Here is a 25,092-nt window from a genome sequence, read left to right as displayed (position 1 = left end):
GCCGCAGCCCCACCTCTTCCGGCCGCCCATCCGGCCGGGACCTCACACTCGCCGAGGAACCGTATGACGACAGCACCCGCGAACCACACGTCCGGCAGTCCGGGACAGGGTCCGGGCTGGGCTCCGGGGCCTTCGGAGGCGTTCGACGCCCGCCCGGTGCGCTCCCCCGCCGCGTATCCGCGCGCCGGCATGGCGATGCGGTTCCATGTCTCCCTGGACGAGTCGGACACGAACCTCGGTATGTGGTCCAGCTGTCACGGGTTGCAGGTCCAGTTCACGTCGAAGGAGATCACCGAGGGCGGCCAGTACTGCGACCGGACCCTGCTGCCCGAACGGGTGGAGTACAGCACCGTCACGCTCGAACGGATGATGACGCAGGCCGACTCGCCCCGGCTCCAGGCGTGGCTGGCGCGGGTCGCCGCGCAGTGGACCGGCTACGAGTACGACAACGGGACGGCCGGCGCGTACCCGGGCCAGAACGTGACGATCCGGCTGTTCGACCATCAGGGGCTGCTCGTCACCGCGTGGGTGCTCCAGCACGCCGTGCCCAAGGAGTGGACGGGCCCCGACCTCGACGCCCGCAGCAACTCCGTGGCGCTGGAGAAGCTCTCCTTCGATCACACCGGCTTCCTCCGCCACGACGCACCGGTGGGGGTGGCGCCGTGACCGTGTCCACCGGCTCCTCCCTCCAGCGCAACGTCAGCCGGGCCGTGCTGCGCAGCCTCACGGGCGATGAGTTCCCGTTCGAGTACAACCCGACCGAGATCACCATCTCCCACAACGACGAGGGCCTGGCCGACCCGGTGGGGCGCGACGGCAGGAAGGACGACCACAGCATCGTGTCGTCCATCGCCACCCGGGGATCGACCCGGCTCGTCATGTCGACGCTGACGTTCACCGGCGAGGACATCCAGCACAAGATCGAACTGCTGCTGGAGTGGGTCACGGAGGACACGGTGACCCGGTCGGACGGCACGAAGGAGAAGGGCAAACGCGAGCGGCTGCGCTTCCAGTGGGGTACCAGGGGCAGCGGTTTCGACTACGAGGTCGAGCTGATGCGCTTCGACTGCACGTACACCCGCTTCGCGCGGGGCGGCCGCCCCGTCCGGGCGGAGGTCCGCAACCTCACCCTGCATGTGCTGAGCCACACCGGTGCGACGCCCGCGCCCGCCGGCACGGGCGGCACCGCGCCGGCGGTCGCCTCCGACGGGGGCCCGGCGGGACTCCCGCCGGGAACCGCCCCGGACGCGAACGCGGACCCGACCCGGACACTGCTCAAGAAGGGGAACCGATGAGCACGGCGGGCGCTCCGCCTGCGCCCCTGGCCTCGATTCGGGTGGGCCGTGGCGGCGTCGCCCTGGACGACGACCTCCAGAACCAGGTGACGCTCGCCGTGGTGGACGGCCGGCGCAACGCCCCCACCATGATCGAGATCATGTTCCGTGACGCCGGGGCCGACGTTCTCGAACGGGCGGGCATCGGCCTCGGCAGCCGCGTCGAGGTGTGGACCTCGCCGTCCGGTACGACGCCCGAGGCCCTGGTCGGAGCGGGGGAGGTCACCGCGCTCGAAGGGGACTACGTCGACCTGTCCCTCCACACGACCGTGCGCGCCTACGACCCCAGCCACCGGCTCCAGCGCGCCTCACGGGTCCGGACGTTCGTGAACATGACCGACTCCGGCATCGCCGAACGCATCGCGCGGGAGGCCGGGCTGCGGGACGTACGGATCGAACCGACCCGGACGTCCCACACGCATCTGGGCCAGATGAACCAGACCGACTGGGAGTTCCTCGGCTGGCGGTGCCGGGAGATCGGCTACGAGTTCGGCGTCGACCCGGACGGGGTCTTCTTCTTCCGGCCGGGACCGGCGCGCGGTACACCGCCGGTCGAGCTGGAACTCCAGCGCAACCTCCGGGCGTTCCGGCCCCGGGTGACGGCGGCGGCACTGGTGCCCGAGGTCGAGATGCGGGTGTGGGATCCGCTCCGGGCACGGGCGGTGTCCACGCAGGCGGACACCGCGGCCGACCCGTCCGTGGAGCTGACCGGCGCGAATGTCGCCGGCACACTCGACGCGGTGCGCGACCGCACCCGGCCGCCGACGCCGGCGCCCGCCCCCTCCCCGCTGGGACCCGCCCCCAGCACCGAGGGACGGATCGTGACCGACACGGCCCCCGCCACGGGCGCCGCCATCACCGCCGCGTCCCTGGAGTCTCTGCAAGGACCGGCCGAGCGGCTGGCCGGCAGCCTCGCCGAGGCGCAGGCGACGGCCTGGGGCGATCCGGGGCTGCGGCCGGGCGGCACGGTCCGGGTGACGGGACCGCCGAGGCCCTTCGCCGGCACCTGGACCGTCTCCGCCGCCCGGCACGTGTTCGACCTGACCGAGGGCGGTTACCGCACCCACCTGGACCTGGGCACCCCGGAGGACCGCAGCCTCCTCGGGCTGACCACGGCACCGGGCGCCGCGCACTCGGCGCCGCGCATGCAGGGCATGGTCTGCGGGGTCGTCACGAACGTGCACGACCCGGTCGGCATCGGCCGGGTCAAGGTCGCCCTGCCCTGGCTCGGGCCCGACCACGAGACGGACTGGGCGCCGGTCGTACAGGCGGCCGGCGGCCGGCGGGCCGGAGCCCTGCTGCTGCCCGAGATCGGGGACCAGGTGCTGCTCGGGTTCGAACTCGGCGATCCGCGGCGGCCGTACGTGGTCGGCGGAGTGCTGAGCGACTCCAGCACGTACGCGCCGGGCGGCCCGGCGGTGGAGGCGACCGGCCGGACCGCGGAGGTCGTACGGCGCGGCATCGTCTCGCCCTCCGGGAACATGCTCGCCTTCCACGACAAGATGCCGGCCGGCGCGGGCCGGCCGGCGACCGTCTCCTCCGTCGTCCTGGGCACCGGCAACGGCGCTCTGGGGCTGGCCGTCGACCAGGTCGCGGGAACGGTGACGCTCACTTCCCGGCCAGGGCGGCCGGACAGCGGTGCCGCCGCCGGCCGGATCCACATCGACTGCGGCGACGGCGGCAGCGTCGACATCTCGGCCGGTGCGGGCGGCCACGTCAACGTCGACGGCGGAGCCACCCTCAGCATGCGCGCGCAGACGTCCATCTCCATCGAGAGCGCCGGCACCGTCGCCATCAAGGGCTCCAGGATCGAACTCAATTGACTGCCCGGAGGACGGCGCTCGTGCACAACGACCACATCGGAACGGGCTGGGCTTTCCCGCTGGGCGCGGGCGCCGGCGGCGCCCTGCGCACGGTGAGCGGACAGGCGCTGCTGGAGCAGTCCATGAAGCTCATCCTGACGACCTATCCGGGCGAGCGGCCGATGCTCCCCGCGTTCGGATCCCGGCTGCGCGACTGGGTGTTCGCCGGCACCGACCCGGACACCCTCGACGACCTTTCCCGTGAGGTGGCCGCCTCGCTGGCCGCCTGCGAACCGCGCGTCACCGTCCAGGCCGTGCGGGCCGAACCCGATCCACGCGATCCGACCCTGGTGAACATCGTGATCACATACGCGCCCAAGGGAAGCAACGACCCCCGGAACATGGTCTTCCCGTTCTATTCGCTGCCGGACGAGGTCCCGGCCGCCGACCGGGACCCGGAAGGGGAGTAGACCGTGCTGCCCACACCCGACCTCGACGACCGGCGCTTCCAGGATCTGATGGACGAGGCCCGCCGGCTGATCGCCCGGCGCTGCCCGGAGTGGACCGACCACAACCCCTCCGAGCCCGGGAGCACGCTCCTGGAGGCGTTCGCGATGATGGCGGACCAGATCATCCACCGGCTCAACCAGGTCCCCGACCGCCTGTACGTGAAGTTCCTGGACCTGATCGGGCTGCGGATGGTGCCGCCCGCCCCGGCCCGCACACCCGTGACGTTCTGGTCGACGTCCGCCGTCACGGAGGCGCCGCTGGTTGTCCGCGGCGGAACCCGCGTCGGGACCCTGCGCACCGAGACCGAGGAGGCCGTCACCTTCGGCACGGACCACGACGCTTCCATGGTGCCCGGCCGGCTGACGCACGTACTGACCCACGGCCCGGACGACGACGGGCCGCTGGACCGCGAGTTCGGACCGCAGGGGGTGCGCGTCCCGTTCGCCGCGTTCGGTGCGCCGCCGCGGCACGGGGACGCCCTGCTGCTCGGACTGGAGAAGGCCGTACCGGGCTGCGCGGTCCGCGTCGGCTTCGACGGCCGGATCGACGGGGTGGGCGTGGATCCCGGCGCGCCGCCGCTGGTGTGGGAGGCGTGGGACGGCTCCGTGTGGTCCGGCTGCGACGTGTCGACGGACGGGACCGGCGGCCTGAACCGGGCCGGCGACATCGTGGTCCATGTGCCCGAGGCGCACGACACCGCCGTCCTCGGCGGCCGGACGGCGGCGTGGCTGCGCGCGCGGGTCGTCGAACCGGCCGACGGCCTGCCCGGGTACACCTCCAGCCCGGTCGTGCACGGCCTGAGCACCGTGACCGTCGGGGTCACGGTCACGGCGACGAACGTCGAGGTCGTCGACCGGGAGTACCTCGACGACGCCGAAGGGGTCCCCGGTCAGCGCTTCGCCGTCCCGCGGGGCCCGGTGCTCGCCCCGTACGGCGAACCGGTCCTCGAGATCGCCCCGCGCGGCGACGACACCGAGTGGGAGACCTGGACGCGCGTCGACGACTTCGCCGGCAGCGGACCGCGGGACCGGCACTTCGTGCTCGACGCGATGGCCCGCGAGGTGCACCTCGGCCCGGCGGTGCGGGAGCCGGACGGCACGCTGCGCCGGTACGGGGCGGTGCCGCCGGACGGCGCCGCGGTCCGGTTGCGCCGCTTCGCGGTGGGCGGCGGCGCGCGCGGCAACGTCGCGGCCGGGGCGGTCCGCTCGCTGCTGTCGTCGCTGCCGTTCGTCGCCGGCGTGGAGAACCGCGCGCCGGGGCGGGGCGGCGCCGACGGCGAGACGCTGGCCGAGGCCGTGGCGCGCGCCCCGCTGATGCTGCGCAGCAGCAGCCGAGCGGTGACGGCGGAGGACTTCGAGTCGCTGGCCCAGCAGGCGGCGCCCGAACTGGCCCGCGTACGGCTGATGCCGGACGGGGAGCCGGGCGCCGTACGGCTCCTGGTGGTGCCGGCCGCGCCGGCCGGTGAACGCGTCCGGCTGGAACACCTGGTGCCGGCGCGGAAGACCCTCGATCGGGTGGCCGCCCGGCTCGACGAGGTACGCCTGGTGGGCACCCGGGTCATGATCGAGCCGCCGCTGTACCGGGGCGTCACCGTGGTCTGCCGGATGACGGCCCATCACCGGGCGACCGGCGACCGGGTGCGCAAGGACGCGGAGGAGGCCCTGTACCGGTTCCTCGACCCGCTGCCGGGCGGCGGGCCGAACGGCACGGGATGGCCGTTCGGGCGTCCGGTGCAGGTCGGGGAGATCTTCGCGCTCCTCCAGCGGGTACCGGGCGTCGATCTCGTCGACGACGTGCGGCTGTTCGCGGCCAACCCGGTGACCGGCGAACGCGGTCAGGAGAGCCGGCGGATCGATCTGCCGCCGAACAGCCTCGTGGTCTCCTACGACCACCACATACGTGTCGAGGAGCGGCGGTGAGGGCGGCGGTCGACGGGCTCGGCAGCCCGTACTCCCTGGTCGACCTGCTGCCCGCGGTCTACCAGGAGGACCCCTTCACGGTGCGGCTCACCGCGGGCTGGGACACGGTGATCGCCCCGGTCATCAGCACGCTGGACTGCCTCGACGCCTACCTGGACCCGCGGCTCGCACCCGAGGACGTGCTCGCGTGGCTCGCCGAGCGGCTGGGCACGCAGCTCGACGAGAAGTGGCCGGAGGCGCGGAAGCGGGCCGCCACCGCGGGGGCGCTGCCCGGCCACCGCGACCGCGGCACGGTCGGCGGGGTGCGTGAGCGGATCGCGCTGGCGACCGGGGGCACGGTGCAACTGGTCGACTCCGGCGGTGTGTTCACCTCCCGCACGCCCGGTACGCCCTTCCCCCCGGACCTGCCCTCGACCGTGGAGGTCCGGGTGACGGTACGGAGCGACGAGGAGACCGGCTTCGTCGATCTGGATTCGCTGACGCAGCAGTGCATGCCGGCGCACGTTCCCTACCGTACGGAGGTGGTACGCGGATGATCGTCTGTCGCCGCTGCGGGGGCCGCAACCACGACGCCGACGACTTCTGCGGCTCCTGCGGCGCGTTCCTGGAGTGGTCGGGTTCGCGCGTCACCCCGGAGATCTCGGAGGAGGTCCGCGCGGAGGCCGAGGAGACCTCGACACCTCCCCGCGTCCCCCTGCTCCGCCGGATGATGCAGGGCACGGCCCGCCTGACCAACCCACCGGCCACGGGAGCACCGGTGGACGTCCCGACCGGCTTGGGCGGCCTGGGCGGTTTGGGCGGCCCACCACGCCCACCGGGCCTGGGCAGCCCACTCCGCCCACCGGGCCTCGGCGCACCCCCACCGCCCGGTGCCGGTGGCGTCCCACGCCCACCCGGCGCCGGCATGCCGCCACGCCCACCGGGCCTGGGCAGCCCACCACTCCCACCGGGCCTCGGAACACCCCCACCACCACGTGCCGGTGGCGTCCCACGCCCACCCGGCCTCGGCGCACCCTCACCGCCCGGAGCGGGAGGCGCCCCACGCCCACCCGGCCCACCGCGCCCGCCCGGCCCTGGGGGACCTCCACCACCCGGAGCGGGTGGCCCGCCACGCCCACCCGGCATCGGCGCGCCGCCGAGCCCACCCGGCCTCGGAACACCTCAACCACCCGGAACGGGAAGCGCCCGACGGCCGCCCGGTCCACCGCGCCCATCAAGCCCCGAAGGACCACCACCACCCAGCGCCGGTGGCACGCCACGCGCGCCCGGCACCGGCACGCCGCCACGCCCACCCGGTGCCGGTGGCACCCCGCCACGCCCACCCGGCGTGAACGCACCCCGGCCGGGCGGTCCCGCACGCCCACCTGGTCTCGGAACATCCCCACCGCCCAGCGCCGGTGGCCCACCACGCCCGCCCGGGCTCGGCGCAACACGCGCGACCCCGCCCGGCGCGGGCAGCCCGCCGAGCCCAGGGACACCGGGAATCCCCGGCGCCGGTGCTCCCGTCCGCCCACCCGGTCCCCGGGCAACACCCCCGTCCCCACGTCAGCCCGGCCCCAGGACCCCCACACCCCCCGGCGCCAGCAACGGACCGCGCCCGGGCACGGGCGGCACACCCGTACGCCCGCCCGCCCCGGGGACAACTCCCGCGCCCCCACCGGGCGTAGGCGGCCCGCCCCGCCGACCCGGCGCGGGAGCACCACCGGCACCTCCGCCCGGCACCGGGGCACCACCCGCACCCACGCCCGCCGCAAGCACCCCCGCACCCCCCACCAGCGGGGGAACCGGCCTCCCGGCGGCCGGAGCGGGCGAGCGGTCTCGGCGTACCGGCGCGGCCGGGACGGGCAGGACGGGCGGCGGCGGTGACGGGCGGGACTTCCCCCGGCACGACGACACCATCCCGCTGCCGACCGTCAGCGAGGAGGCCGCCCGCGTCCGGGACGCCGCCCTCATCGCCCCGCTGCCGGCCGTCACGTCGGCGGACGACGAGGATCTGCTGGACGACGAACCGGACGCGGTCCTGCCGCAGGCGCCGCGGCCCCGCCCCGCCCGGCGGAACCGGCTCACCGCCCGTACCAACGTGATCCGCCCCGGCGACCTGATCTGCGGTGACTGCGGGCAGGGCAACTCCCCCACCCGCCGGTTCTGCGCGCGGTGCGGATACGAGCTGCGCGAGGCCGAGGTGGCCCGGATCCCGTGGTGGCGCCGGCTGCGTCGTAGGCGCGGCCCCCGGGTCGTGGCGCTCGGCACCGTCGACGGACAGCAGAGCGAAGCGGTGCCCGCGCCCGGCGGGGGCTTCGCCGCCTTCTGGACCCAGGTGAAGATCGTCGCGGGCATCGTGTTCGGCCTGTCCATGATGCTCTACGCCACCTGGGCGCCGTTCCGGAACACGGTCAACGAGCAGGCCGCCGAGGTCCGGGCGACGGCCCGGGGCCTGCTGGAGTCGCAGTACTCCCCCGTGCGGCCCGCGAAGGTCACCGCGGAGCGCTCCGTGAAGGGTCACGGCACGAAGCACCTCGTCGACCTCAACACCGCGACGTACTGGTCCGCCCCCTACGACGCACGGGCCCAGGGCGGACCGGAGAAGGTCGTGGTGATGGTGGAGTTCGACCGCGTGGTCCGCCTCGACCAGCTCATCGTCACGGCCGGGGCGCAGGACGCGTTCACCGAACACGGCAGGCCGCGTCAGATGATGCTGACCTTCACCAACGAGAAGCAGATGCGCCTGCAACTGAAGGACACCGCCAAGCCGCAGAAGTTCTCCCTCGACGACGCGACCGGCATCAAGACGGTGCGGATCGAGGTCACCGACGTGTACGCCTCGGAGAAGAACAAGGACGTGTCCGTCGCCGAGCTGGAGTTCTTCTCGCTGCTGGCGTGACCGTGCGCCGCGGCACGATCGGGCAACCGTACGGTCATCCGCGGGCGGACGGGAGAGTGCCCCCGCAATGCTGCGCGCCCGAACGGGGACGGTGCATCGTGGTGGCGCGCGACGGCGTACCGCACACGTCCACCGCCCTTGGAGGAATCCGATGCAGACAGCGGTCGCTTGGGATCTCGTGGCCGAGCCGTGGCGCGAGGAACTGTCCCACGTGGCCGACTTCGAGGAGTACTGGCAGCGGTTCCGCGTCGACCGCGGCTACTCCCTGGCGGCGTCGCCCGACCCGCTCACGGACGGTTTCCTCGACTGCCTGTCCTGGTACTTCGGGGAATGCGTCCGCTTCAGCGGAACGCTGCGCAAACCCGAGGGCACCAGGACGGAGGACTACCGCACCGCGGTCGAGGAGCTGTTCCACTCGTGGTTCCCGATGTTCTGCGCGGAGTTCGCCCGCGCCATCGCCCGGGCCGACCGGGAGCGTGCCGCCCGGAGAGCGGCCGCCCCGCGCACCGGGGCATGAACTAGTAGATAGTTCCAGTGCGTTCCGGCGGCGCATGACCAGCATGGGAAGAACCATGCTGAGACTCGCCACCCGGCACACCACGGCCGTCCCCCGCGCGCACCCGCCCGGTGCCGGACGGTTGCCCGATGAGGACGCCGTCCGCCGCTGGCTCGGCCGTATCGGAGCGGAACGCGTGGTCACCCGTGCGCCCGCGCTGTACGGGCCGCGCACGCTGGCGAGCGGATGGCGCCTGGACCATCCCCGCGGCCTGCCGGAACACCTCGTGCACTTCGTCGTCAGCGGCACCTGCGCGGTGTCGGCGGGGCGGGAGCAGCACCGGCTGACGGCCGGAAGCGTCCTGTGGACCCGCCCCGGCGCCCCCTTCCTGCTGCGCGGCGCGGACGACCGGCCGACGGTGCTGCACGGCTTCCGGCTGACCGGGGACCCGGACGGCGACGCCTGTCTCGGTCCGCTGCTGTACGTCGAGGACGCCTGGGACCTGCGGAGCACGTTCGATCTGCTGGCGGCGGAGCTGCCGTCGACGCTGCCGCACCGGGACGAACACATCCGCGGACTGCTGCTCGTCCTGTTCACGGCGCTGCTGCGCCGGGCGGGCCGGCGGCCGAACGGCGGACCGCTGAGTTCATCGGCGCGGCACGCCATCGAGGACTACGTCGACACCACCATCGCCGAACGCCCGCGGGTCTCCGATCTGGCCCGGGTCGCCGGGCTCTCGCCCGACTACTTCACCAGGGTCTTCCGCAGGACGTTCGGCATGCCGCCGCGGGAGTGGATCGTGCGGCGGCGCATCCAGCGGGCCGCCCTCCTGCTCGACCAGGCGGACCGGTCGGTGGCGCAGGTGGCGGCGGCCCTGGGCTACACCGACTCGTTCCTGTTCAGCCGGCAGTTCAAGGCGGTCATGGGGGTCGCGCCGCAGAACTACCGCAGCCGCTAGTCCGGACGTGATCGAGAGCAGGGGCAGGCACCACCGCGCCCCTCAACCCTGTCCCGACCACCGATCACCCCTGCTCGTCCGGAATGCATCGACGAGCCAGCAGTCGTCCCGACGGTCACGGCCCATGTCCGATGAAGTCCACTGGCTCCCCCGCGCCGGGGTCCACTGGCCAGCAGGGCTCGCCCAGCCATACGGCATCACCGCCCAGCTTGGCGCTGGGCTCAGTGATGGGTTCCTCGGCAGGGTGGAACGTCACCTCAAACCGAGGGAGATAGCCGGCGTCGTACGGACCTTCGGCGCCTTCGACAGGTTGTGGCAGCAGCACGGTCGGACGGTAGCCGTCGGCTCCGACAGCCATGCAGTCGCCCGAATCCGCGACTCAGGGCTATAAACGCTCTCAGCTCAGGAAGCTCGTAGCTTCGGCCTCGACTGTTCTGCCGACCTGGCACGGAGCGGCGTCGGCGCTGGTGGCCGGCTGACTGGTTTCCCCGGTGTTCCCCATGGTTTCCCGCACGAACTGGCACGCATAGGGCACGGACCCCTTTGTTCCGGAGCAACTTGGATGGGCGCTCGCCATGGGTGATCGTGCGGGAAACTGCGGTGCGGGAGTGCTGAGCGCTGCTCTACGATCGCCCTGCTTGCGTCGGCCGGCAGCTGTAGACCCGCAGCACCGGCCCGCTGTGGAGGGGGCCAGCCCGTTCGAGCCGGGCCAAGTGGGCTGACATCCGCGTTGAGCGGCCGAATTGTTGGGAGTCATCTCAGTGTGGGATGGGGCGTTCTACCGCGTCCAGCGCGACGGCTACGAGATCTGCTTCGTCCCCGATGCCGGGGTACCCCTCGACGAGATCGATGACGTCGACATGTGGGTGGTCTTCGACCACGGGGAACGCTGGTCGGGGACGATCTGCACCCTGGACAATGTCCACCGCGTCATGGACCGTTGGCGCCGGACCGGTGAATGCCTGGGTGGCAGGTACTTCCACGTCTGGGACGGGCTGATCGTCCGCGACCGAGGAATTCCCGGGATGGTCGACGTCGTCGACGACCTTGTACGCAGCGGTGACTACAGGACTGTCTTCCGCGACATCGGTCCAGAAGACATGGACGACTGACTCCTTCGTCCCGAAGCAACTTGGGTGGGAGTTCTACCTTGGGCTCGTGTGTCTCTCACCTGTGCTGATGGTCCGCAGACGTTCGCGCTCGCCCGCCGCTTTTCGCCCACGTCGTCACGCAGTTGGACACTTCTTCCATCAGCTGATCATGACACTCCGCTGAGCTGGTGACGGTGCACGCCGCTTGGCGGCCGTAGACGCGCCGGAAGCGGTGCCACAGCCCGCCCTCGAAAGCCTGCGCCTACCGGTTGATCGGGATCTCGTAAACGATCTCGCAGTGAGCGGCCGGCAGCACGATGTCCGCCGTCTCGACGGGCCGCCCCTGGTCGCTGTAGTACGTCCGCTGGATGCGCGTCACGAGTGCGGCCTTCTGGATGCCGAGCAGTGACGCCTCCTCGGCGGTCGCCTGCCTGGGCTCCGGTTGCTCCACCGCATGACTGACGGTGATGCCGATGGCGGCCATGCGATTCACGACACCCGCCCCGGCGTGCGGCCCTCCCTCCGGGAGGACGACGAGTGTGCCGGCGGTGAGGTCGTAGGGCTCCCAGCTCGTGGACAACTGCACCGGCCTGCCGTCGGCCAGGAACTCGTACGACGTCCGGACGCACAGGTCGCCCTCGGCGATACCCAGCCGCGCCGCGATGTCCGCCGGGGCCGGCACCTTGGCGTCGGTCCGGCTCTCCCAGTCGCCCTGCCTGCCGACGGCCTTCATGTCCGCGCGAAACGGCGACCCCTGAGGCTGCTCGCGCGCCGAGGACCGGACGACCCGCACACGCTGCCGGGGCTCGGCGACGTACGTACCCGATCCGGCGCGGCCCTCCAGGACACCCTGGGAGATCAGTAGTTCCTGCGCCCGGCGGACGACGTTCTCGCCCACACCGCACTCCTGACCGATCTGGGCGCGCGAGGGAAGCCGGTCCCCCGGCTCCCACTCGTGCTCCGCGATCCGCCGCCGGAGTTCGTCGGCGATGCGGAGGTAGGGCGGTTGCTCAGGCATATGGAAAATCTAGTCCACTAACTCTAATCCTAGTTAACTAGCTTCACTTAAAGTGATCGGCGGTGACGGAGGCTGCCCTGTGCCCGCTTCGGGAGTACGCGCGGCAGCCATCGCTGCCCGGCTGTCCGACCTCGGGCTTCCCACACGCCTGGAGGAACACGCCCGGTTCACATCAGTCGAAGCCGAGGTGCCGGAATCGCTCTCCGCCGACGCATGGAGGGAGGTCCTGGCCCTGGTGGCCGAGGCCGATCGGTTCGGGCTCCTCGCCACCAGCCTGAACAGCCGCACTCTCTGGGCGGTCGTCAACAGAACGGTCCCCGCGACGGGCGATGTCGGGGGACCGAGCCATCAGCAGTAGGAGCTGACCAGCATGCTCAACCGTATCCGCCAGGCCGCCTCGCTCACCAGAGCGCGATACTTCCCCAAGGGCAGGCACCGCCGCCCCTTGACTCAGTCGCGGCCACCGATCGCCCCCGCGCCTTCTGCACGCATTCACGAGCGGGCGGTCGTCCTGGGCCAGACCCCCCGCGACAGGTCGGCGAGTCACCGGCCGTCACTCCGAGGCGAGGACACCGCGCTCGTCCGTCCGTACGTACTGGCGCAAGAAGCGCGCACACAACGGCACCCGACGGTCGTCATCGCTCCCCACCTGCCGACCGACGCCTGGTCGACACTCCTGGGGTTCACTGATGCCCTCGCAGCAACAGACTCGCGGCCCGGACGCCCCAGCCACCTCGTATCGCTCGACCGCTTGCCAGATCGGCACGCACCGCGCCTGCGCGGAGTCCTCTCCGGACTCGGCCCCGGTCGACCTCCCCTTGATCTACGAGGCTTGCGACTGCACGTGCCACTCGGCATCAGGCCAGCCCCGGCCCGGCCGGTCGGAGACGACGTCGGCTACCTCGGGGATCGGCTCGGCATCGGGTGGCACGCCGGCGTCCAATGCCAAGGTCGCCGAGAGGCATACGCAGGGATGACGGCACACGACGAACTCAGGCTGCTCCCATGGGCGGGGCGGGACGGCAAACCGTGCTACCTGAGCACCGACAACCCAGGCGGCTACGTATCCCGCCTGGCGGACCACATCGAGGCATTCCAACTCGGGCTGGCGTACCAGCTCCTGGAACATTCAAGCCAGGTACTCGACGACGAGACCAAGGATCCGGAGGAGCTGAACTTGCTCGCCACTCAGTTGGCGAGCGCATTACGCGATGTCCTGCGCGTGGCGACCAGCCGCGGCCGCTGCCAGGTAGCACCTGGGCGCTCCTGACGGCAACGGAACGGCAGCCGCGTGCAGCGCAGCTGGGAGTCCCGGAAACAGTCCGGGACTCCCAGCTCTCCCTCGAACGGGCGCGCAGCTCACGCGCGCTCTTCCTCGGCAGGGCGTGAAGCACGGCCTCGAGGTGGCCGCGGAAATCGACGCCGTAGCACCCGCACTCGAGGATGCCGCAGTCAGGACCTACGAGGGGGTCTACAAGTTGTCTGGCCGAACCTGGGGAGCTGAGACGGCCTACCGCTTGGCGACCTCGTAGGTCGGTCCTCCTGGCGCCGGAGCGTTGTCAGTGCTGCTTGCTAGGTTGCCTGGTGGAGTGAGACCGGTCAGAGAACCTTCGAGGTCCGCGGTCAAGGGGGGTGGGCACAAAGGTCCCCGGGAGCCACCTCGGGACTATGTTGCAGGCCATGGATCCCCACCCCCCTCATCCTCCGTGAGGGAAGCCGCCGGCATCGCTTGAGATCCCCTCACGCTTTCCGACTGTGGTGGTGGAGCGGTGGGTGTCGTTCGGGTGCGTTCACTCGGGTCCAGGGGCGGGTAGCCGCCGTGTGGGAACGGCTCAGGGTCTCGCTGAACAGCCGTGAACAGGGCTGAATGAGACGGCCGGTCCGACGCCGTTGTCAGTGGCCTCGTCTAGCTTCCGGGTATGAGCATGATCGGTGAATACCTGCGTGTCACGGCTGCTGAGCTGGACAGAGCGATCCAAGACCCGGACTGGGCATTGGATTTCGTCGAAGAGGTCCAGGACGTGGAGGAGGAGACGGAGCCTGTGTCGGCGGAAGCACGCCACTTCAGCACGTACAAGACCTGGGACATGCTCCGCTTCCTGCTGGCGCGCGCCGAGTTTCCCGTTAACGTGATCCATGGTGAGGAGCCGTTCGCAGAGGATGAGGATTGGGGATACGGGCCACCGAGGTACCTGCAGCCTGAGCGCGTCCGGCTCGCCGCGGAAGCTCTGCGGGCCACCAGCTATGCCCAGCTCATCAGCAGCGTGGATCCTGCTGAACTGATCAGCGCCAAGGTATATCCCCTCGGATGGGGTGAACCCGGCTCGCTGGAATGGGGGCGTCCCTGCTACGACGGCCTCACACAGTTCTTCGAGGCTGCTGCCAGGGCGGACGACGCGATGCTCGTCTGGCTGGACTGACGGGCCACGTCAGCGTTGAAACCTCAGCTTGGGAAGCTCGGGCTCTCGGCGTGAGGCTGCTTGGCCGACTTGCGGCGGAGCGGACGCGGAGCCTGGCTGATCGACGGCCTGGTCCCCGCCATTCCCCGTGGTTCCCTGCCCGTTCTGGCACGGATGTGGCACGCGCGACCTTGAGCCGGTGTGTCGCTCACCTGCTGCCATGGTCCGCAGATGTGCCGTGCGCGTATCGGTCAGAAGGGAGGTTCGAGATCGCCGCGGCCATCACTGTGCGGTCCCCAGTCCTCGGCCTCCTCCGAGAGAGGCTCCGGGCCGGGCGGATTGTGACCCCATGCTGCGAGGGCCCTCCACGCGACGCGACGGTTGGGGTCGTCGCTGCTGGCGTCCAGGATGCGGCGGGCGTGCACGGCGAGGTGAGCACGGTGCCAGGCGAGCGCGGGGTGTTCGGCGAGGAGAAGCGCGGCGATGACGGCGGCTTCAAGCACATCCTCGTGGCTGTCTCGCAGGAAGGGCGCGACGGCCCGATAGAGCATGGGCCGCAACTCCCGGAAGGCCGCCACAGTGGTGCCCGGGGCGAGGAAGCCGGGGCAGTACTCCTTGTTGCGGGCGACGATCTCGTCGGAGGCGTCGTGAAGCGTGGAGGCCAGCCAGCCCAGCAGCGTCGCGCGGATGGGGACGTCGCGATAGGGCCGTCGTGTCATGGCCGCCGGGTGGGTGAGGATGCCGGCGACGTACATGACGGCGGGGGCGGTGGCTTCGTAAATGGTGTTCTGATGGCCGACCAGCTCACCCAGCTCCCACAAGGTGGTGACCTGGACCTTGGGATCGGGCTCCAAGAGTTGCGTCAGAACCCTGGGAAGGTCCTCACCGGACCCGAAAGCCGTCTGGAGCGACCCCCAGTCGGTCTCCGCCAGGACAACCTGGTAGGGCGGCAAGTCAGGCTCGCGGGGCGCCCCGGCATGGGAACGACTGCTGGTCACGGGCCAAACCTAGACCAGACTTCCGACACCACGCCCTTCCAGACCAGTTACTCGGTCTGCGGTCCTACAGCAGGCCGCTGCTGTATCACTCAGTCATCTGGTCCTGCCGTGTGACGGCCCAACCAAGCAGTTGAGGGCCCAGAGACGGCTACAGCACAGCGACAAGCCCCCTACCGACGGAAAACCCGCAGGCAGGGGGCTCGATCAGTGCGTGCTACTTCTTCTTGCCCTGGGTCTTGCCGGGAATCTTGGTGAGCTCGGTGTTTGCTGGTCAAGTCGGCGTGCACATGTGGCAGAGCGATCGTCATTGGTCATCATTGGCCATTTGGCACGTTTCGCCGGTAACGGTGGGAGGGTTCTTCTGCTGTTCTCCCAGGGGGAATTGAACGGGAGTTGAGTGATCGTTTTCGTGGTAGAGTTCAATGAATTCACAGGACGCCGCGAAAAAAGGGGAATGGCGTGAATACCGAGAAGGTCACGGCTCGACGTCTTACGGCCGAAGAGGTTTCAGAGTTGAGTCCCCAGGACGGAATCTTCGTCTCGGCAGAGATGGATGGCCTTCCTCTCGACTGCTACGCCCCGGCTTCCCTTACGGGGCCGGGTAAGAATTTTGAGGGAGGGTCCTTCACCGCAAGGACGATATTCGGTCAGGAAATCCGCGTCCTCCCGGACAATGCCGAAGAGCCCGGGATCTGGGTTGCCGACAAGGCAGGGGAAGAAATCGACGTTCTTCAGAATGCCGGCGTCCTCCTGAATCTCGCCCTCTTCGTGCCCAACGGCAACAAGGAATCTCTGGAGTCGCTCTACTCCGCCGCCCGGGACGCCTTCGGCGCGGGGATCGTTCAGCGCTGGAGTGAGGAAGTCGTCACGGTGCCGGATGTCAAGGTCGACTTGTTCGAGGAGCCGGCCCGGGGGCGGAAGAACGCGAGCAGCCAGATCCGCGACCGCCGCGCCTTGGACATCTACCCGACCCGAGTGCGGTTCATGGAGCCCAGCGATGGCTGGAGGTTCATTGTCGAACCGCACAAAGAGGTAGTCGATGAGACACCGACGATCTGACCTGATGGCAGGTTAGCCTCGGTCTTTCGCGGGAGCCCGTCAGCTTGCTGACGGGCTCTTTGAACCGCCCCGGGTCGGGTAGAGGCTCCGGCCTGCCCCGAGTTGTACGGAGTCGGGATACCTGATCGGCACTGGCGTCAGCGCTGTCACTGTGGGACCCGGTGGCGAAGAGGCTTGGGAAGACTGAGGGCGGGCCAGCCTTTTGCCTCGCGCTCTCAGCTTGGGAAGCTCGTGTGCCTCATGGGCGGGAAGCGTGCTGACTTGCGGCGGAACGATGTCGGCGCCTGAAGCGTGCGGCCTGAGTTCCCCGGTGTTCCCCGTGGCTTCCCGCCTGCCTGACACGGTTCTGGCACGTCTGCCGGGAGCGCCGCCCAGAGGAACAAAAGCGTTGTCAGTGGGGGCTGTTAGCTTCCGTGGCAGAGATGAGCCGGTTCGATGTTCTCGCCGAAGAACACGACGGCCAAGGGGGATGGCCGGATAGGGGTCTCCGGACCAGTGGGTCCCGGGACTCCGAATGGCTCCGCACCCACCCCCCTCACAACCTTCTGATCCACTTACACAGTGTGCCCCCGGCAGGATTCGAACCTGCCCACACGGCTCCGGACGCCAGGGGTAGGTGAGGGGTGAACAGTGCCCTGAGCTGCGGAGGAGCGGCGACATAGGGCAGCACGGACGAAGCTCATTACGCCCCTATTACGTGGACGCCCTGTCCGGCGTCGGGGCCGCGCCGTATGGTCGAAGGCATGAACTCGGGCAGCGGCGGGGCGGCGCACGGCGGCGGTACGGAGTTCACGGCGGAGGGGATGGAAGGCGTCCTCCGCGAGGCGTGCGAGGCGGCCGGACTGGACCCGACCGGGGCAGAGCTCCTGCGCTTGGGATCGAACGCGGTGTACCGGCTGGCGTCCTTACCGGTCATCGTCCGTATCGCCCGTGCCCCGGCTCTTCTCGCCGATATGGAACGGTCCGTGGCCGTGGCCCGATGGCTGGAGACGGTCGCCTTCCCGGCGACGCGCGTGCTGGCCGGCGTCGCTCAGCCCCTGGTCGTGCACAAGCGGGTGGTGACCTTCTGGGAGAGCGTCCAGGAGCGCGAGGAGTACGCGACGGTCGGAGAGCTGGCCGACCTGCTCCGCCATTTCCACTGGCTCGAAGAACCCGAGTCGTTGCGTCTCCCGTACTTCGACCCGCTGGCCAAGCTGTCGGCCTCGCTGGACGGCTTGACCGCCGTTTCCACGGAGGACCGGTCCTTCCTGGAGGAGCGGGCGGCCACGCTCGCCAAGGAGTACGACCGACTGGACTTTGCCCTCCCCTTCGGCCTGATCCACGGGGACGCCAACATCGGGAACGTCCTCCGGCACCGGGACGGCCACGCGGTCCTCATCGACCTCGACGGGCTCACCCTCGCCCCGCGTGAGTGGGACCTGATCCTGACCGCGATCTACTACGACCGTTACGGCTGGCACAGCAAGGCGGAGTACGCAGAGTTCGTCCACCGGTACGGCTTCGACCTCATGAACTGGCCGGGGTACGAGACACTGGCCGACCTGCGGGAGCTGATGATGGTGGCGTGGATCGGCCACCAGGTCGGCACGAGCGAGCGCTACGCCGCGGAGTTCGCGCGACGCATGCGGTCACTGCGCACTGGCGAAGGCCGCGACTCCTGGGGAGCGTTCTGAACGCGGCGGTCTGATGCGGATCACCTCTCTGTGAGAAGCTGAGTCAGATCCGCCGATCAGTGACGTTCTGTAACGGCCGCTGCCAACGGGCGAACCCACGCTTCCGTCCCCACAGCCTTCCAGCAGCGGCTCTGGGTATGAGCGGGTGCTTCCGAGGAGGCCAGACGAGCCTACTAGCAGGCGACTGGACGCCCTATTCCCAATCGGGTGATCACCAGGTTCCACGGCATCGGATGAGTAGGAGATGCTCAAACTCGGCGGAAAGGCGATCATTTACTGTTTCTGGGTGCTCTGTCCTCCAAGGTTTGGGAGGAAGCCGCCGATCAGCTGGACCTCCGCCGGCAGCGACTGGGGTTCGGGGCCCTCGTGGAGCCGACCTTTAGCTGAGCTGTAGCGGCGAAGGACCAGTCGTGTCCTTCGATGGGCGACGCGATGGAGACACGCGGTGCACGTGTGCCTCTTGCTGCTGAGCGGGTGGTTCGCAGCGAATGAACGAATCTTCGAGAGGGAACGTGATGAGCGGCAGGAGTCTGACCCGAACTGAGGCCGAGGGGCGGGCGAGCCTGCTGACGGTCGAGCGGTATGACGTTGCCGTGGACCTTTCGGAGTTGATGACCGGTTCGCGGGTCCGGTGCGCGTCGACGATCACTTTTACGTGTCACCGGCCCGGGGCCGAGACCTTTGTCGATTGTGCGGCGATGGTCGAGAGCGCCACGCTCAACGGGGTCGTGTTGCGGTCGGCTGTTGAGGGCCGGATCGCGCTGCCCGATCTTGCCGAGCGCAACGTCCTCACGGTGGTTTCGGTGACGGAGTGCTCGGCCGATGGCCGGGGCGTGCACAAGGCGGTCGATCCCGCCGACGGCGAGACGTATGTCTACACCGACTTCAGTCCCGACTACGCCCGGTACGTGTTGGCCTGCTTCGATCAGCCGGATCTCAAGGCGCCGTGGGCGTTCACCATGACCGCTCCTGCCGGCTGGCGGGTGTTGAGCAACAGCGGTGACCCGCAGATCGAAGACCTCGGCTCGGTGCGACGCTGGACCTTCCCGCCGACGCCGCCGCTGGCGGCGTACAACACTGTGATCAATGCGGGCCCGTACTACGAATTGCGTCGTAGCGGAGCTGGTCATGATCTCGGGCTCTTCGCCCGGCAGTCGCTGGCTTCGATCCTGGACCGGGACGCCGACGAACTGTTCACCCTGACCACCCAGGGGCTCGAGTTCTTCGCCGGCAAGTTCGGCATGCCGTTTCCGCAGCACAAGTACGACCAGGTCTTCACGCCCGAGTTCCCCGGCGCGATGGAGAACTTCGGCTGCGTCACCTGGATGGACTGGTTCCTGCGCAGGAGCACGCCGACCAGGGCGGAGTGGGACATCTTCGCGCGGTACCTGTTGCACGAGCTCGCGCATATGTGGTTCGGCAACATCGTCACGATGCGCTGGTGGGACGACCTGTGGCTGAATGAGGCGTTCGCGGAGTTCGCGAGCAATTGGGCCGCGGTGAGCGTGACGTCGTACACCGACGCCTGGACGGCGCATCTGGCCGGCGAGAAACTCAAAGCCTATTTCATGGACCAGGGACCGACGACGCACCCGATCCGCCAGCAGGTCCGCGACGTCTCCGAGGCCGCGGCGACGTTCGACGCCATCACCTACCCCAAGGGCGCGTCCGTGCTGCAGCAGTTGATGACGTATGTCGGCGAGGCAGAGTTCTCCGCGGGTCTGACCAGCTACTTCGCCACGCATGCCTGGGGCAGCACCACGCTGGAGGACCTGATCGATGCGGTCGCCGACGCCAGCGGACGTGACCTGGACCAGTGGCGTGCGGGATGGCTGGAAACAGCGGGCACCGACCGGCTGACTCTTGACCACGACGAAGATGGGTTTGCCCTGGTCGCTCAGGGTCCGGGTGGCCGGCCGCGCCCGCATGTGCTTGCCGTCGGCGCCTACGAGCGTTCAGGGGACCGCCTTGAGCGGATGGCACTCGTCGGAGTCGAGGTAGCGGGCGAACGGACGCGGCTCGACCTGCCGGCAGGAGCCGACCTGTATCTGGTCAACGATGAAGACCTGACCTTCGCCTCGACGAGACCTGACGCCGCGACCAGGGACGCGTTCTTCCGCAACGCCGCCCGCCTGCCCACTGCGACCGCGCGGGGTGTCGCTGTCACCACGGCCTGGGACATGCTGATCAACGGCGAAGCGACAGCCGCCGAAGCTGTGCAGTGCCTGACCGGAGTGCTGGCTGTCGAGACGTCCGCGTCGGTGATCGAGCCGTATCTCAACCTGGCTGTCGAGGCCGCAGATCTGTGGAGCCCGGAGTCGGAGCGGGACGAGTTGCTGCGGGCAGTGGCCGCGGTGTGCCGCAGCCTCTCCGGCGTCGGCGCCTACCGCAAAGCGGCGTTGCGTGGCTTCGCTCGCACTGCCGCCGAGGTGGAGGATGTTGCGTGGCTCCAGACCGAGGCTGGGGAGGACATTGATCTCCAGTGGCGAGCACTGGTGCGCAAGGCTCAGCTCGGAAGCCCGAACGCAGCCGAGGCTCAAGCTCTGCTCGACCGCGACCCGGATCCCGAAGCGTGGGTCAGCAGGCTCCAGGTCCGCGCTGCGACCCCGGACGCGGCAGAGAAGAAAGCGGTGTGGCAGACGCTGGTGACGGACCGCGCGGTGCCTATCGCTTCGGTCCACTCAGTTGCGGCACTGTTCTGGAGCGCCGGCCAGGACGACTTGCTCAGGCCCCACACGGAGGCCTACCTCGATCTCGTGCCGACCATCCACCGCAGCGGAACCGTGCCGGCGAGGACCTACACCAAATGGCTCTTCCCGCTGTTCGGTATCGACCTGACCTTCGTGGGACGAGCGGAAGACCTGGCGGCGCAGGCTGTCCCGGTCGTCCGTACGAACCTCCTGGAGCAGGCCGACCGGATGCGCCGCATGCTGCACTCCCGCGGCTGAAGGCTTTCACCTGCGGCCGCCTGATCGATCAACGCTCTGATCCGCTGCTGAGCTGACGACAAGGGTCATCAGACAGTCGGCGGCAGCAGTCCGGATCCTCCGTACGCCCCTCCGGCCGGAGGAGGCGTCTGCCCTCCGTGGTGCGCTCCCGCCGCCCCGGCGGGCTTCGCCGACACGCTGATCGGGAGCCGGCGCCCCACCTGAGCCAGCGGGCCGGCCTACTTCTCGATCTGCAGCACGGACATCATGCCGAGATCCTCGTGGTTGAGGATGTGGCAGTGGAGCACGGTCCTGCCCGGATAGTCCAGGAACCGGGACCGGATCACCATGGTGCCGCGCGGCGGAATGTCCACGGTGTCCTGGAAGCCGTAATTGGTCTTCGGTTTGCCGTTGATGCTCATCACCTGGAAGTCGTTGGTGTGGACGTGGAACGAGTGCACCTCGTCGGTGTCGTTACGGATGGTCCACTCCTCAACCGTGTTCAGCTTGACCCGGAAGTCGACGCGGTTGTGGTCGAACTGCTTGCCGTTGATGAAGAACTGGGTACCGGCCGCGTTTTCGGTGTATGTAATCGTCTTGCGGGCGGCGACGGAAGCCTTGGCGAGGTCGTCGGTGGGCCCGAAGGTGGTGGGCATGGGCTCGGGGGTCATCGGCTCGCCGGCGGACTCGACGGTCGCGAGGGTCGCCTGCGGGAACTGGTTGCCGGCCTTTCCGGAGTTGTAGGGGAGCGTCCGCAGTTCCCGGGAGCCCACAGGGCCGCCTTGGACGAGCACGTCGTAGCGGGCACCTGCGGGAATGACGATCGAGTCGGCCGAATAGACCTTGTTGACCGGATAACCGTCCTGGGCCACCACGTAGAACTTCTGGCCCGGCAGGGCGACTTTGTAGAAGATGTTGGCTCCGATGTTGGCGATCCGCCACAACTGCGTCTCACCGGGGCGGATCCGGATCCGGGGATTGAGCTGCCCGTTGACGGTCCGCGTGGTCGGTGCGCCCATCTTCAGGTCCTGGGTCTTGATCCGGTCACCGACGATCTGGAAGTCCTTCAGCGCGATGACGTGTTCGGTGATACCACGCAGGGACGGCGGCAGATACTTGTCGAGCCCGTCGACCACGATGATGCCGGACAGTCCACCGGCGGTCTGAGCCGCCGATTGCGTGTGCGGGTGTGGGTGGTACCAGTACGTGCCGGGCTCGAGGCTCTCCGGAAAACGGTAGGAGTATCGGAAGGTCTTTCCCGGTTCGGTCGCCAGCAAGACATTGTCAGAATTCGCCGCCGGTGATACGTGCATTCCGTGCACATGTAGATTGGTCTGCTTGTCGAGCTTGTTCTCGAACGTGATCTCCATGCGGTCGCCGGGCTTGAGGCGCAGCGTCGGCGGCATGTACTGGCCGTTGTAGGTCAGGGCCCACAGGCGGCGGCCCACCAGGTCGACCTTCTTCTGCTCGACGACGATGCGTGTGCGGAGCAGCCCGTTTCTGCTCGCCACCTGTGCGGGGTCACGCAGTTCGGTCGTGGCCGGGGCGGTGAGGGCGGCCGACGGGGAGACCGTGGCCAGGCCCGCCGGTGGCGGCGTCGAATGGGAGTGCGTGCCGACGTCCGGACTTCCGGCACAGCCCGACATCAGAGCGAGGACGGCGAGAAGAGATACGACGGTGGACCAACTCCACATGAAACGCGAATACATTCCGGGTTGACTCCATAGCGAGAATCCCTGGCGGGCGGACGAGATTCGTCGCACGCCATCCTGCCTTGGAAGAACCCCCTGGAGAGCAGCGACCCGCGATTGACCGGACACAAGTTCAATCCCGATACGTGGCGTCCTCGCAGCCGCCGAAATCACGGATGGTGCGAGAACACCGAGGGAAACTTGAACCGGAGAAAGCCGACGCCACCGACTTGGACCGGTTGTGGTCGCTGGAGAACCGGCGCCGGGCGCGACTCCGTGCCCCCGACCACTCCCACGCCTGATGCGGCGCTCGCATCGCCCAGCTCGGCGAGTGACTGACACCCGCTTCAGCAGAGCACTTGTCCACCGAGGCGCTCGGCGCGCCTCAGCCGATCAGGACAGTGCAACTCGCGACGACCTTCGAGGTGTGCTGCACGGCGGGGTCGTTGCAGGTCGTGGCCGGGTCCCCGGTGCGGGCCGCCGGCTTGCCGCCGATGAACACCGTCGTACTGCCGCGGGACACCGTGCCCCGGTTGTCGGGCGGGGTCTGGAAGACACCGGTCGGCGGGACGTGCGGCGGGGTGTTGAGCGCCACGCTGCCCTCGGTCGCGGCGGGCCGTCCGGCGATGAGCACCGTCGGGCAGCAGCCGTGCACGATCGGTCCCGTAAACGGCAGCCGCATCGGAGTCGGCACCGGGCCGCCCGGGGAGGGCACCAGCACGATGTGCGTGTCGATGCCGACGATCCGGTCCCCGAGGGCCGCCGCGGCCGGTCCGGGCATGTTCGTCTCCTTCCTCGTGGCGTGCGCGAGCGCACTCGACGGTTCACGTTCCGGCCTTGACGAGGCGGCCGGAGAAGTAGGCGGCGGGGGTGCAGTTCTGCGCCGGTGCCTCGGACTGGGCAGCCGGGTCCTGGCAGCGGACCGCGAGGACGACGTTCTCGCCCGGTCCGAACTCGATCGGCTGCTCGTAGCTCTCGTCGAGGTTGCGGAAGGTGTCCAGGGCCAGTTGGCGCAGCACCGAGTTCCCGCGCTGGAGCCGCACGACACCGGCGTCCCCGGCCACGTTCTCGTACACCACGTCGATGAGGTAGAGCGTCGATCCCTCGGGCACGGTGTACGTGGCCTCGGCGTCGAACTCGGCCGAGACCGGCGCGTCGGCCTCCAGGCGGAAGTCGAAGGCCTCGCCTCCGCCGCCCTGGTCGCCGGGCGGTTCCTCCGACTGCGACTCCTGGTCGCCGGGGTCGTCCCGGCCGCCCCCGCCACCCGCACCGCCGCCGCTGCCGGATCCGGTGTCCTGGGACGGCGGAGGACTCCGGTCGGCTCCGGGCCCCCCGGCCTGCCCCGCGCCGGGGCTCTCCGTCGCCCCGTCCGGCGGGGGAGACTCCCCCGTGCCGTTCCCGGGCGGTCCGGACTCCTCGCCGACGACGGCGGACGCCTGCCTGCGCGCCTCGGACTCCACGCTCGGTTTCAGGACGAACAGCCACAGCGCGATCAGCGCGACCACCGCGGCGGCCACCGCCATCACGAACTTCACCACGGCGTCGGAGACCAGGGCGGCCTGCACCACCGCCCCGTCGGCCGTCTGCTCCTCCTCGCCGCCCTCCGCCCGGTGCACCGCGAGTACCTGGAAGGGCAGGGTCAGATCGGCGCCGCGCCACCGCCGGGCCGCGGGCTTGACCTTGACCGGGACGACCGAACCCGTGCCGCGGGTGACCTCGATCTCCTTGTAGGAGAAGGTGAAGCCGAGTCCGGCGTCGGGGTCGGCGGCGTAGAGCTGGACCCGCAGGGGCGCGTTGCCGCGGTTGTCGACGACCGCGTGGAAACGGGCGCCGAGTCGTGCCCGTCTGGTCCTCGGCAGCAGTTTGACGCCGAAGTCGGTGAAGGAGCCGACGGTGACCGTGGCCTCCTCGACCACCGAGCCCTCGATGTCCTCGTGGGACATCACCCTGAGGGCGAAGGTCACCTCCCCGGCGGGCAGGTCGGTGGAGCGGGGCGGGGTGAAGACCAGCTCGGCGCCGGCGGACTGGTCGGGGAAGACGTTGACCTCGGCCGGCTCGACGCGGATCCAGTCCTTGGCGTCGCCGACGACGTCCAGCTCGAAACGGTCGACGACGGAACCGGCGTTGCAGATCTGCAGGGCTCGCCTGGTCTCCTCTCCTGGTACGGCCGGGGTGTCGTCCTCGAGCAGCAATACGATGGCTCCCACCCGGCCCAGCATGGCTCCGGGGACGTGCGGGCCGTAGCGGCCCGGGGGCGTCGTTCAGGTCCCGCGGCGCTGCACGAAAGGGCCGGATCCGCGGTCCCGTGGGGACACCCCGCCCGCTCCCGGGCGTAC

22 protein-coding genes are annotated in these 25,092 nt (G+C 69.8%); 17 read left to right on the top strand and 5 right to left on the bottom strand.

Annotated elements, in window-relative coordinates:
- The first annotated feature begins 63 nt into the window (after positions 1–63).
- The 11 genes from DN051_RS41755 (at position 64) to DN051_RS41705 (ending at position 11,012) form a co-directional block, all read left to right on the top strand.
- The gene (locus DN051_RS41755) at positions 64–666 is read left to right on the top strand and encodes a phage tail protein (protein WP_112443018.1); all 603 of its coding nucleotides are present in this window, start codon (positions 64–66) and stop codon (positions 664–666) included.
- Entirely contained in the window at positions 663–1,295 is a 633-nt protein-coding gene (locus DN051_RS41750) for a CIS tube protein (protein WP_053762951.1), read from the top strand. Before DN051_RS41755 ends, DN051_RS41750 begins: the two co-directional genes overlap by 4 nt.
- Entirely contained in the window at positions 1,292–3,157 is a 1,866-nt protein-coding gene (locus DN051_RS41745; protein WP_112443017.1) for a VgrG-related protein, read from the top strand. Before DN051_RS41750 ends, DN051_RS41745 begins: the two co-directional genes overlap by 4 nt.
- Before the next feature lie 20 nt (positions 3,158–3,177).
- A complete protein-coding gene (locus DN051_RS41740; RefSeq protein WP_053762949.1) occupies positions 3,178–3,606 on the top strand; it encodes a GPW/gp25 family protein in 429 nt (142 codons plus the stop codon).
- Between the two features lie 3 nt (positions 3,607–3,609).
- Entirely contained in the window at positions 3,610–5,565 is a 1,956-nt protein-coding gene (locus DN051_RS41735; RefSeq protein ID WP_281289083.1) for a putative baseplate assembly protein, read from the top strand.
- Entirely contained in the window at positions 5,562–6,101 is a 540-nt protein-coding gene (locus tag DN051_RS41730; RefSeq protein WP_053762948.1) for a phage tail protein, read from the top strand. Before DN051_RS41735 ends, DN051_RS41730 begins: the two co-directional genes overlap by 4 nt.
- Before the next feature lie 444 nt (positions 6,102–6,545).
- Entirely contained in the window at positions 6,546–6,896 is a 351-nt protein-coding gene (locus DN051_RS45560) for a hypothetical protein (RefSeq protein WP_162625172.1), read from the top strand.
- Positions 6,897–7,645: 749 nt separating this feature from the next.
- The gene (locus DN051_RS41725) at positions 7,646–8,446 is read left to right on the top strand and encodes an NADase-type glycan-binding domain-containing protein (RefSeq protein ID WP_112443016.1); all 801 of its coding nucleotides are present in this window, start codon (positions 7,646–7,648) and stop codon (positions 8,444–8,446) included.
- Between the two features lie 151 nt (positions 8,447–8,597).
- Positions 8,598–8,963, top strand: coding sequence for a hypothetical protein (locus DN051_RS41720; protein ID WP_053763252.1), 366 nt, complete (start codon positions 8,598–8,600; stop codon positions 8,961–8,963).
- Between the two features lie 55 nt (positions 8,964–9,018).
- Positions 9,019–9,900, top strand: a complete 882-nt coding sequence (locus DN051_RS41715; RefSeq protein WP_162625171.1) for an AraC family transcriptional regulator — start codon at positions 9,019–9,021, stop codon at positions 9,898–9,900.
- A 761-nt stretch (positions 9,901–10,661) separates the two neighbouring features.
- Positions 10,662–11,012 carry a hypothetical protein gene (locus DN051_RS41705; protein WP_112443014.1) on the top strand — a complete coding sequence of 117 codons (351 nt, stop codon included), beginning with the start codon at positions 10,662–10,664 and terminating at the stop codon, positions 11,010–11,012.
- Positions 11,013–11,253: 241 nt separating this feature from the next.
- Here DN051_RS41705 and DN051_RS41700 read toward each other — a convergent pair whose 3' ends face one another.
- A complete protein-coding gene (locus tag DN051_RS41700) occupies positions 11,254–12,009 on the bottom strand; it encodes a GntR family transcriptional regulator (RefSeq protein WP_112443013.1) in 756 nt (251 codons plus the stop codon).
- A gap of 79 nt (positions 12,010–12,088) precedes the next feature.
- On the opposite strand from DN051_RS41700, the gene DN051_RS41695 reads away from it, so the two are divergent.
- The 3 genes from DN051_RS41695 (at position 12,089) to DN051_RS41675 (ending at position 14,429) form a co-directional block, all read left to right on the top strand.
- Complete coding sequence (locus tag DN051_RS41695; protein ID WP_053763248.1) at positions 12,089–12,367, top strand: hypothetical protein; 279 nt, start codon at positions 12,089–12,091, stop codon at positions 12,365–12,367.
- A 615-nt stretch (positions 12,368–12,982) separates the two neighbouring features.
- On the top strand, positions 12,983–13,279 hold the full coding sequence (locus DN051_RS41680; RefSeq protein WP_112443374.1) for a hypothetical protein: 297 nt from the start codon (positions 12,983–12,985) through the stop codon (positions 13,277–13,279).
- Between the two features lie 649 nt (positions 13,280–13,928).
- Positions 13,929–14,429 carry a YfbM family protein gene (locus DN051_RS41675; protein WP_053763246.1) on the top strand — a complete coding sequence of 167 codons (501 nt, stop codon included), beginning with the start codon at positions 13,929–13,931 and terminating at the stop codon, positions 14,427–14,429.
- Between the two features lie 230 nt (positions 14,430–14,659).
- Here the strand turns inward: DN051_RS41675 and DN051_RS41670 are convergent, their stop codons facing one another.
- Positions 14,660–15,406, bottom strand: a complete 747-nt coding sequence (locus DN051_RS41670; RefSeq protein WP_079001887.1) for a hypothetical protein — start codon at positions 15,404–15,406, stop codon at positions 14,660–14,662.
- A gap of 459 nt (positions 15,407–15,865) precedes the next feature.
- Between DN051_RS41670 and DN051_RS41665 the strand changes: the two genes are divergently transcribed.
- From DN051_RS41665 to pepN, 3 genes are all read left to right on the top strand, one after another.
- Positions 15,866–16,465 carry a hypothetical protein gene (locus DN051_RS41665; RefSeq protein WP_053763244.1) on the top strand — a complete coding sequence of 200 codons (600 nt, stop codon included), beginning with the start codon at positions 15,866–15,868 and terminating at the stop codon, positions 16,463–16,465.
- A gap of 743 nt (positions 16,466–17,208) precedes the next feature.
- Entirely contained in the window at positions 17,209–18,138 is a 930-nt protein-coding gene (locus tag DN051_RS41660) for an aminoglycoside phosphotransferase family protein (protein ID WP_112443373.1), read from the top strand.
- Positions 18,139–18,653: 515 nt separating this feature from the next.
- Positions 18,654–21,086: an aminopeptidase N gene (gene pepN, locus DN051_RS41655; protein ID WP_112443372.1), complete on the top strand. Its 2,433-nt coding sequence runs from the start codon at positions 18,654–18,656 to the stop codon at positions 21,084–21,086.
- A 218-nt stretch (positions 21,087–21,304) separates the two neighbouring features.
- Here pepN and DN051_RS41650 read toward each other — a convergent pair whose 3' ends face one another.
- The 3 genes from DN051_RS41650 to DN051_RS41640 form a co-directional block, all read right to left on the bottom strand.
- Positions 21,305–22,774, bottom strand: coding sequence for a multicopper oxidase family protein (locus DN051_RS41650; RefSeq protein WP_246041264.1), 1,470 nt, complete (start codon positions 22,772–22,774; stop codon positions 21,305–21,307).
- 367 nt (positions 22,775–23,141) lie between these two features.
- Positions 23,142–23,537, bottom strand: a complete 396-nt coding sequence (locus DN051_RS41645) for a PAAR domain-containing protein (protein ID WP_112443012.1) — start codon at positions 23,535–23,537, stop codon at positions 23,142–23,144.
- 43 nt (positions 23,538–23,580) lie between these two features.
- Positions 23,581–24,963, bottom strand: coding sequence for a COG1470 family protein (locus DN051_RS41640; protein ID WP_162625170.1), 1,383 nt, complete (start codon positions 24,961–24,963; stop codon positions 23,581–23,583).
- Positions 24,964–25,092: the final 129 nt, after the last annotated feature.

Source organism: Streptomyces cadmiisoli (assembly GCF_003261055.1).
GTDB classification, from domain to species: domain Bacteria; phylum Actinomycetota; class Actinomycetes; order Streptomycetales; family Streptomycetaceae; genus Streptomyces; species Streptomyces cadmiisoli.
This window is presented reverse-complemented; position numbering and strand designations above follow the sequence as displayed.

Excerpts from the sequence above, each read along its gene's own strand:
- DN051_RS41755 (WP_112443018.1), top strand. The coding sequence starts at position 64 with ATGACGACAGCACCCGCGAACCACACGTCCGGCAGTCCGGGACAGGGT.
- DN051_RS41700 (WP_112443013.1), bottom strand. The coding sequence starts at position 12,009 with ATGCCTGAGCAACCGCCCTACCTCCGCATCGCCGACGAACTCCGGCGG.
- DN051_RS41650 (WP_246041264.1), bottom strand. The coding sequence starts at position 22,774 with ATGTATTCGCGTTTCATGTGGAGTTGGTCCACCGTCGTATCTCTTCTC.
- DN051_RS41715 (WP_162625171.1), top strand. The coding sequence starts at position 9,019 with ATGCTGAGACTCGCCACCCGGCACACCACGGCCGTCCCCCGCGCGCAC.
- DN051_RS41675 (WP_053763246.1), top strand. The coding sequence starts at position 13,929 with ATGAGCATGATCGGTGAATACCTGCGTGTCACGGCTGCTGAGCTGGAC.
- DN051_RS41660 (WP_112443373.1), top strand. The coding sequence starts at position 17,209 with ATGAACTCGGGCAGCGGCGGGGCGGCGCACGGCGGCGGTACGGAGTTC.
- DN051_RS41720 (WP_053763252.1), top strand. The coding sequence starts at position 8,598 with ATGCAGACAGCGGTCGCTTGGGATCTCGTGGCCGAGCCGTGGCGCGAG.
- pepN (WP_112443372.1), top strand. The coding sequence starts at position 18,654 with ATGAGCGGCAGGAGTCTGACCCGAACTGAGGCCGAGGGGCGGGCGAGC.
- DN051_RS41680 (WP_112443374.1), top strand. The coding sequence starts at position 12,983 with ATGACGGCACACGACGAACTCAGGCTGCTCCCATGGGCGGGGCGGGAC.
- DN051_RS41645 (WP_112443012.1), bottom strand. The coding sequence starts at position 23,537 with ATGCCCGGACCGGCCGCGGCGGCCCTCGGGGACCGGATCGTCGGCATC.
- DN051_RS41745 (WP_112443017.1), top strand. The coding sequence starts at position 1,292 with ATGAGCACGGCGGGCGCTCCGCCTGCGCCCCTGGCCTCGATTCGGGTG.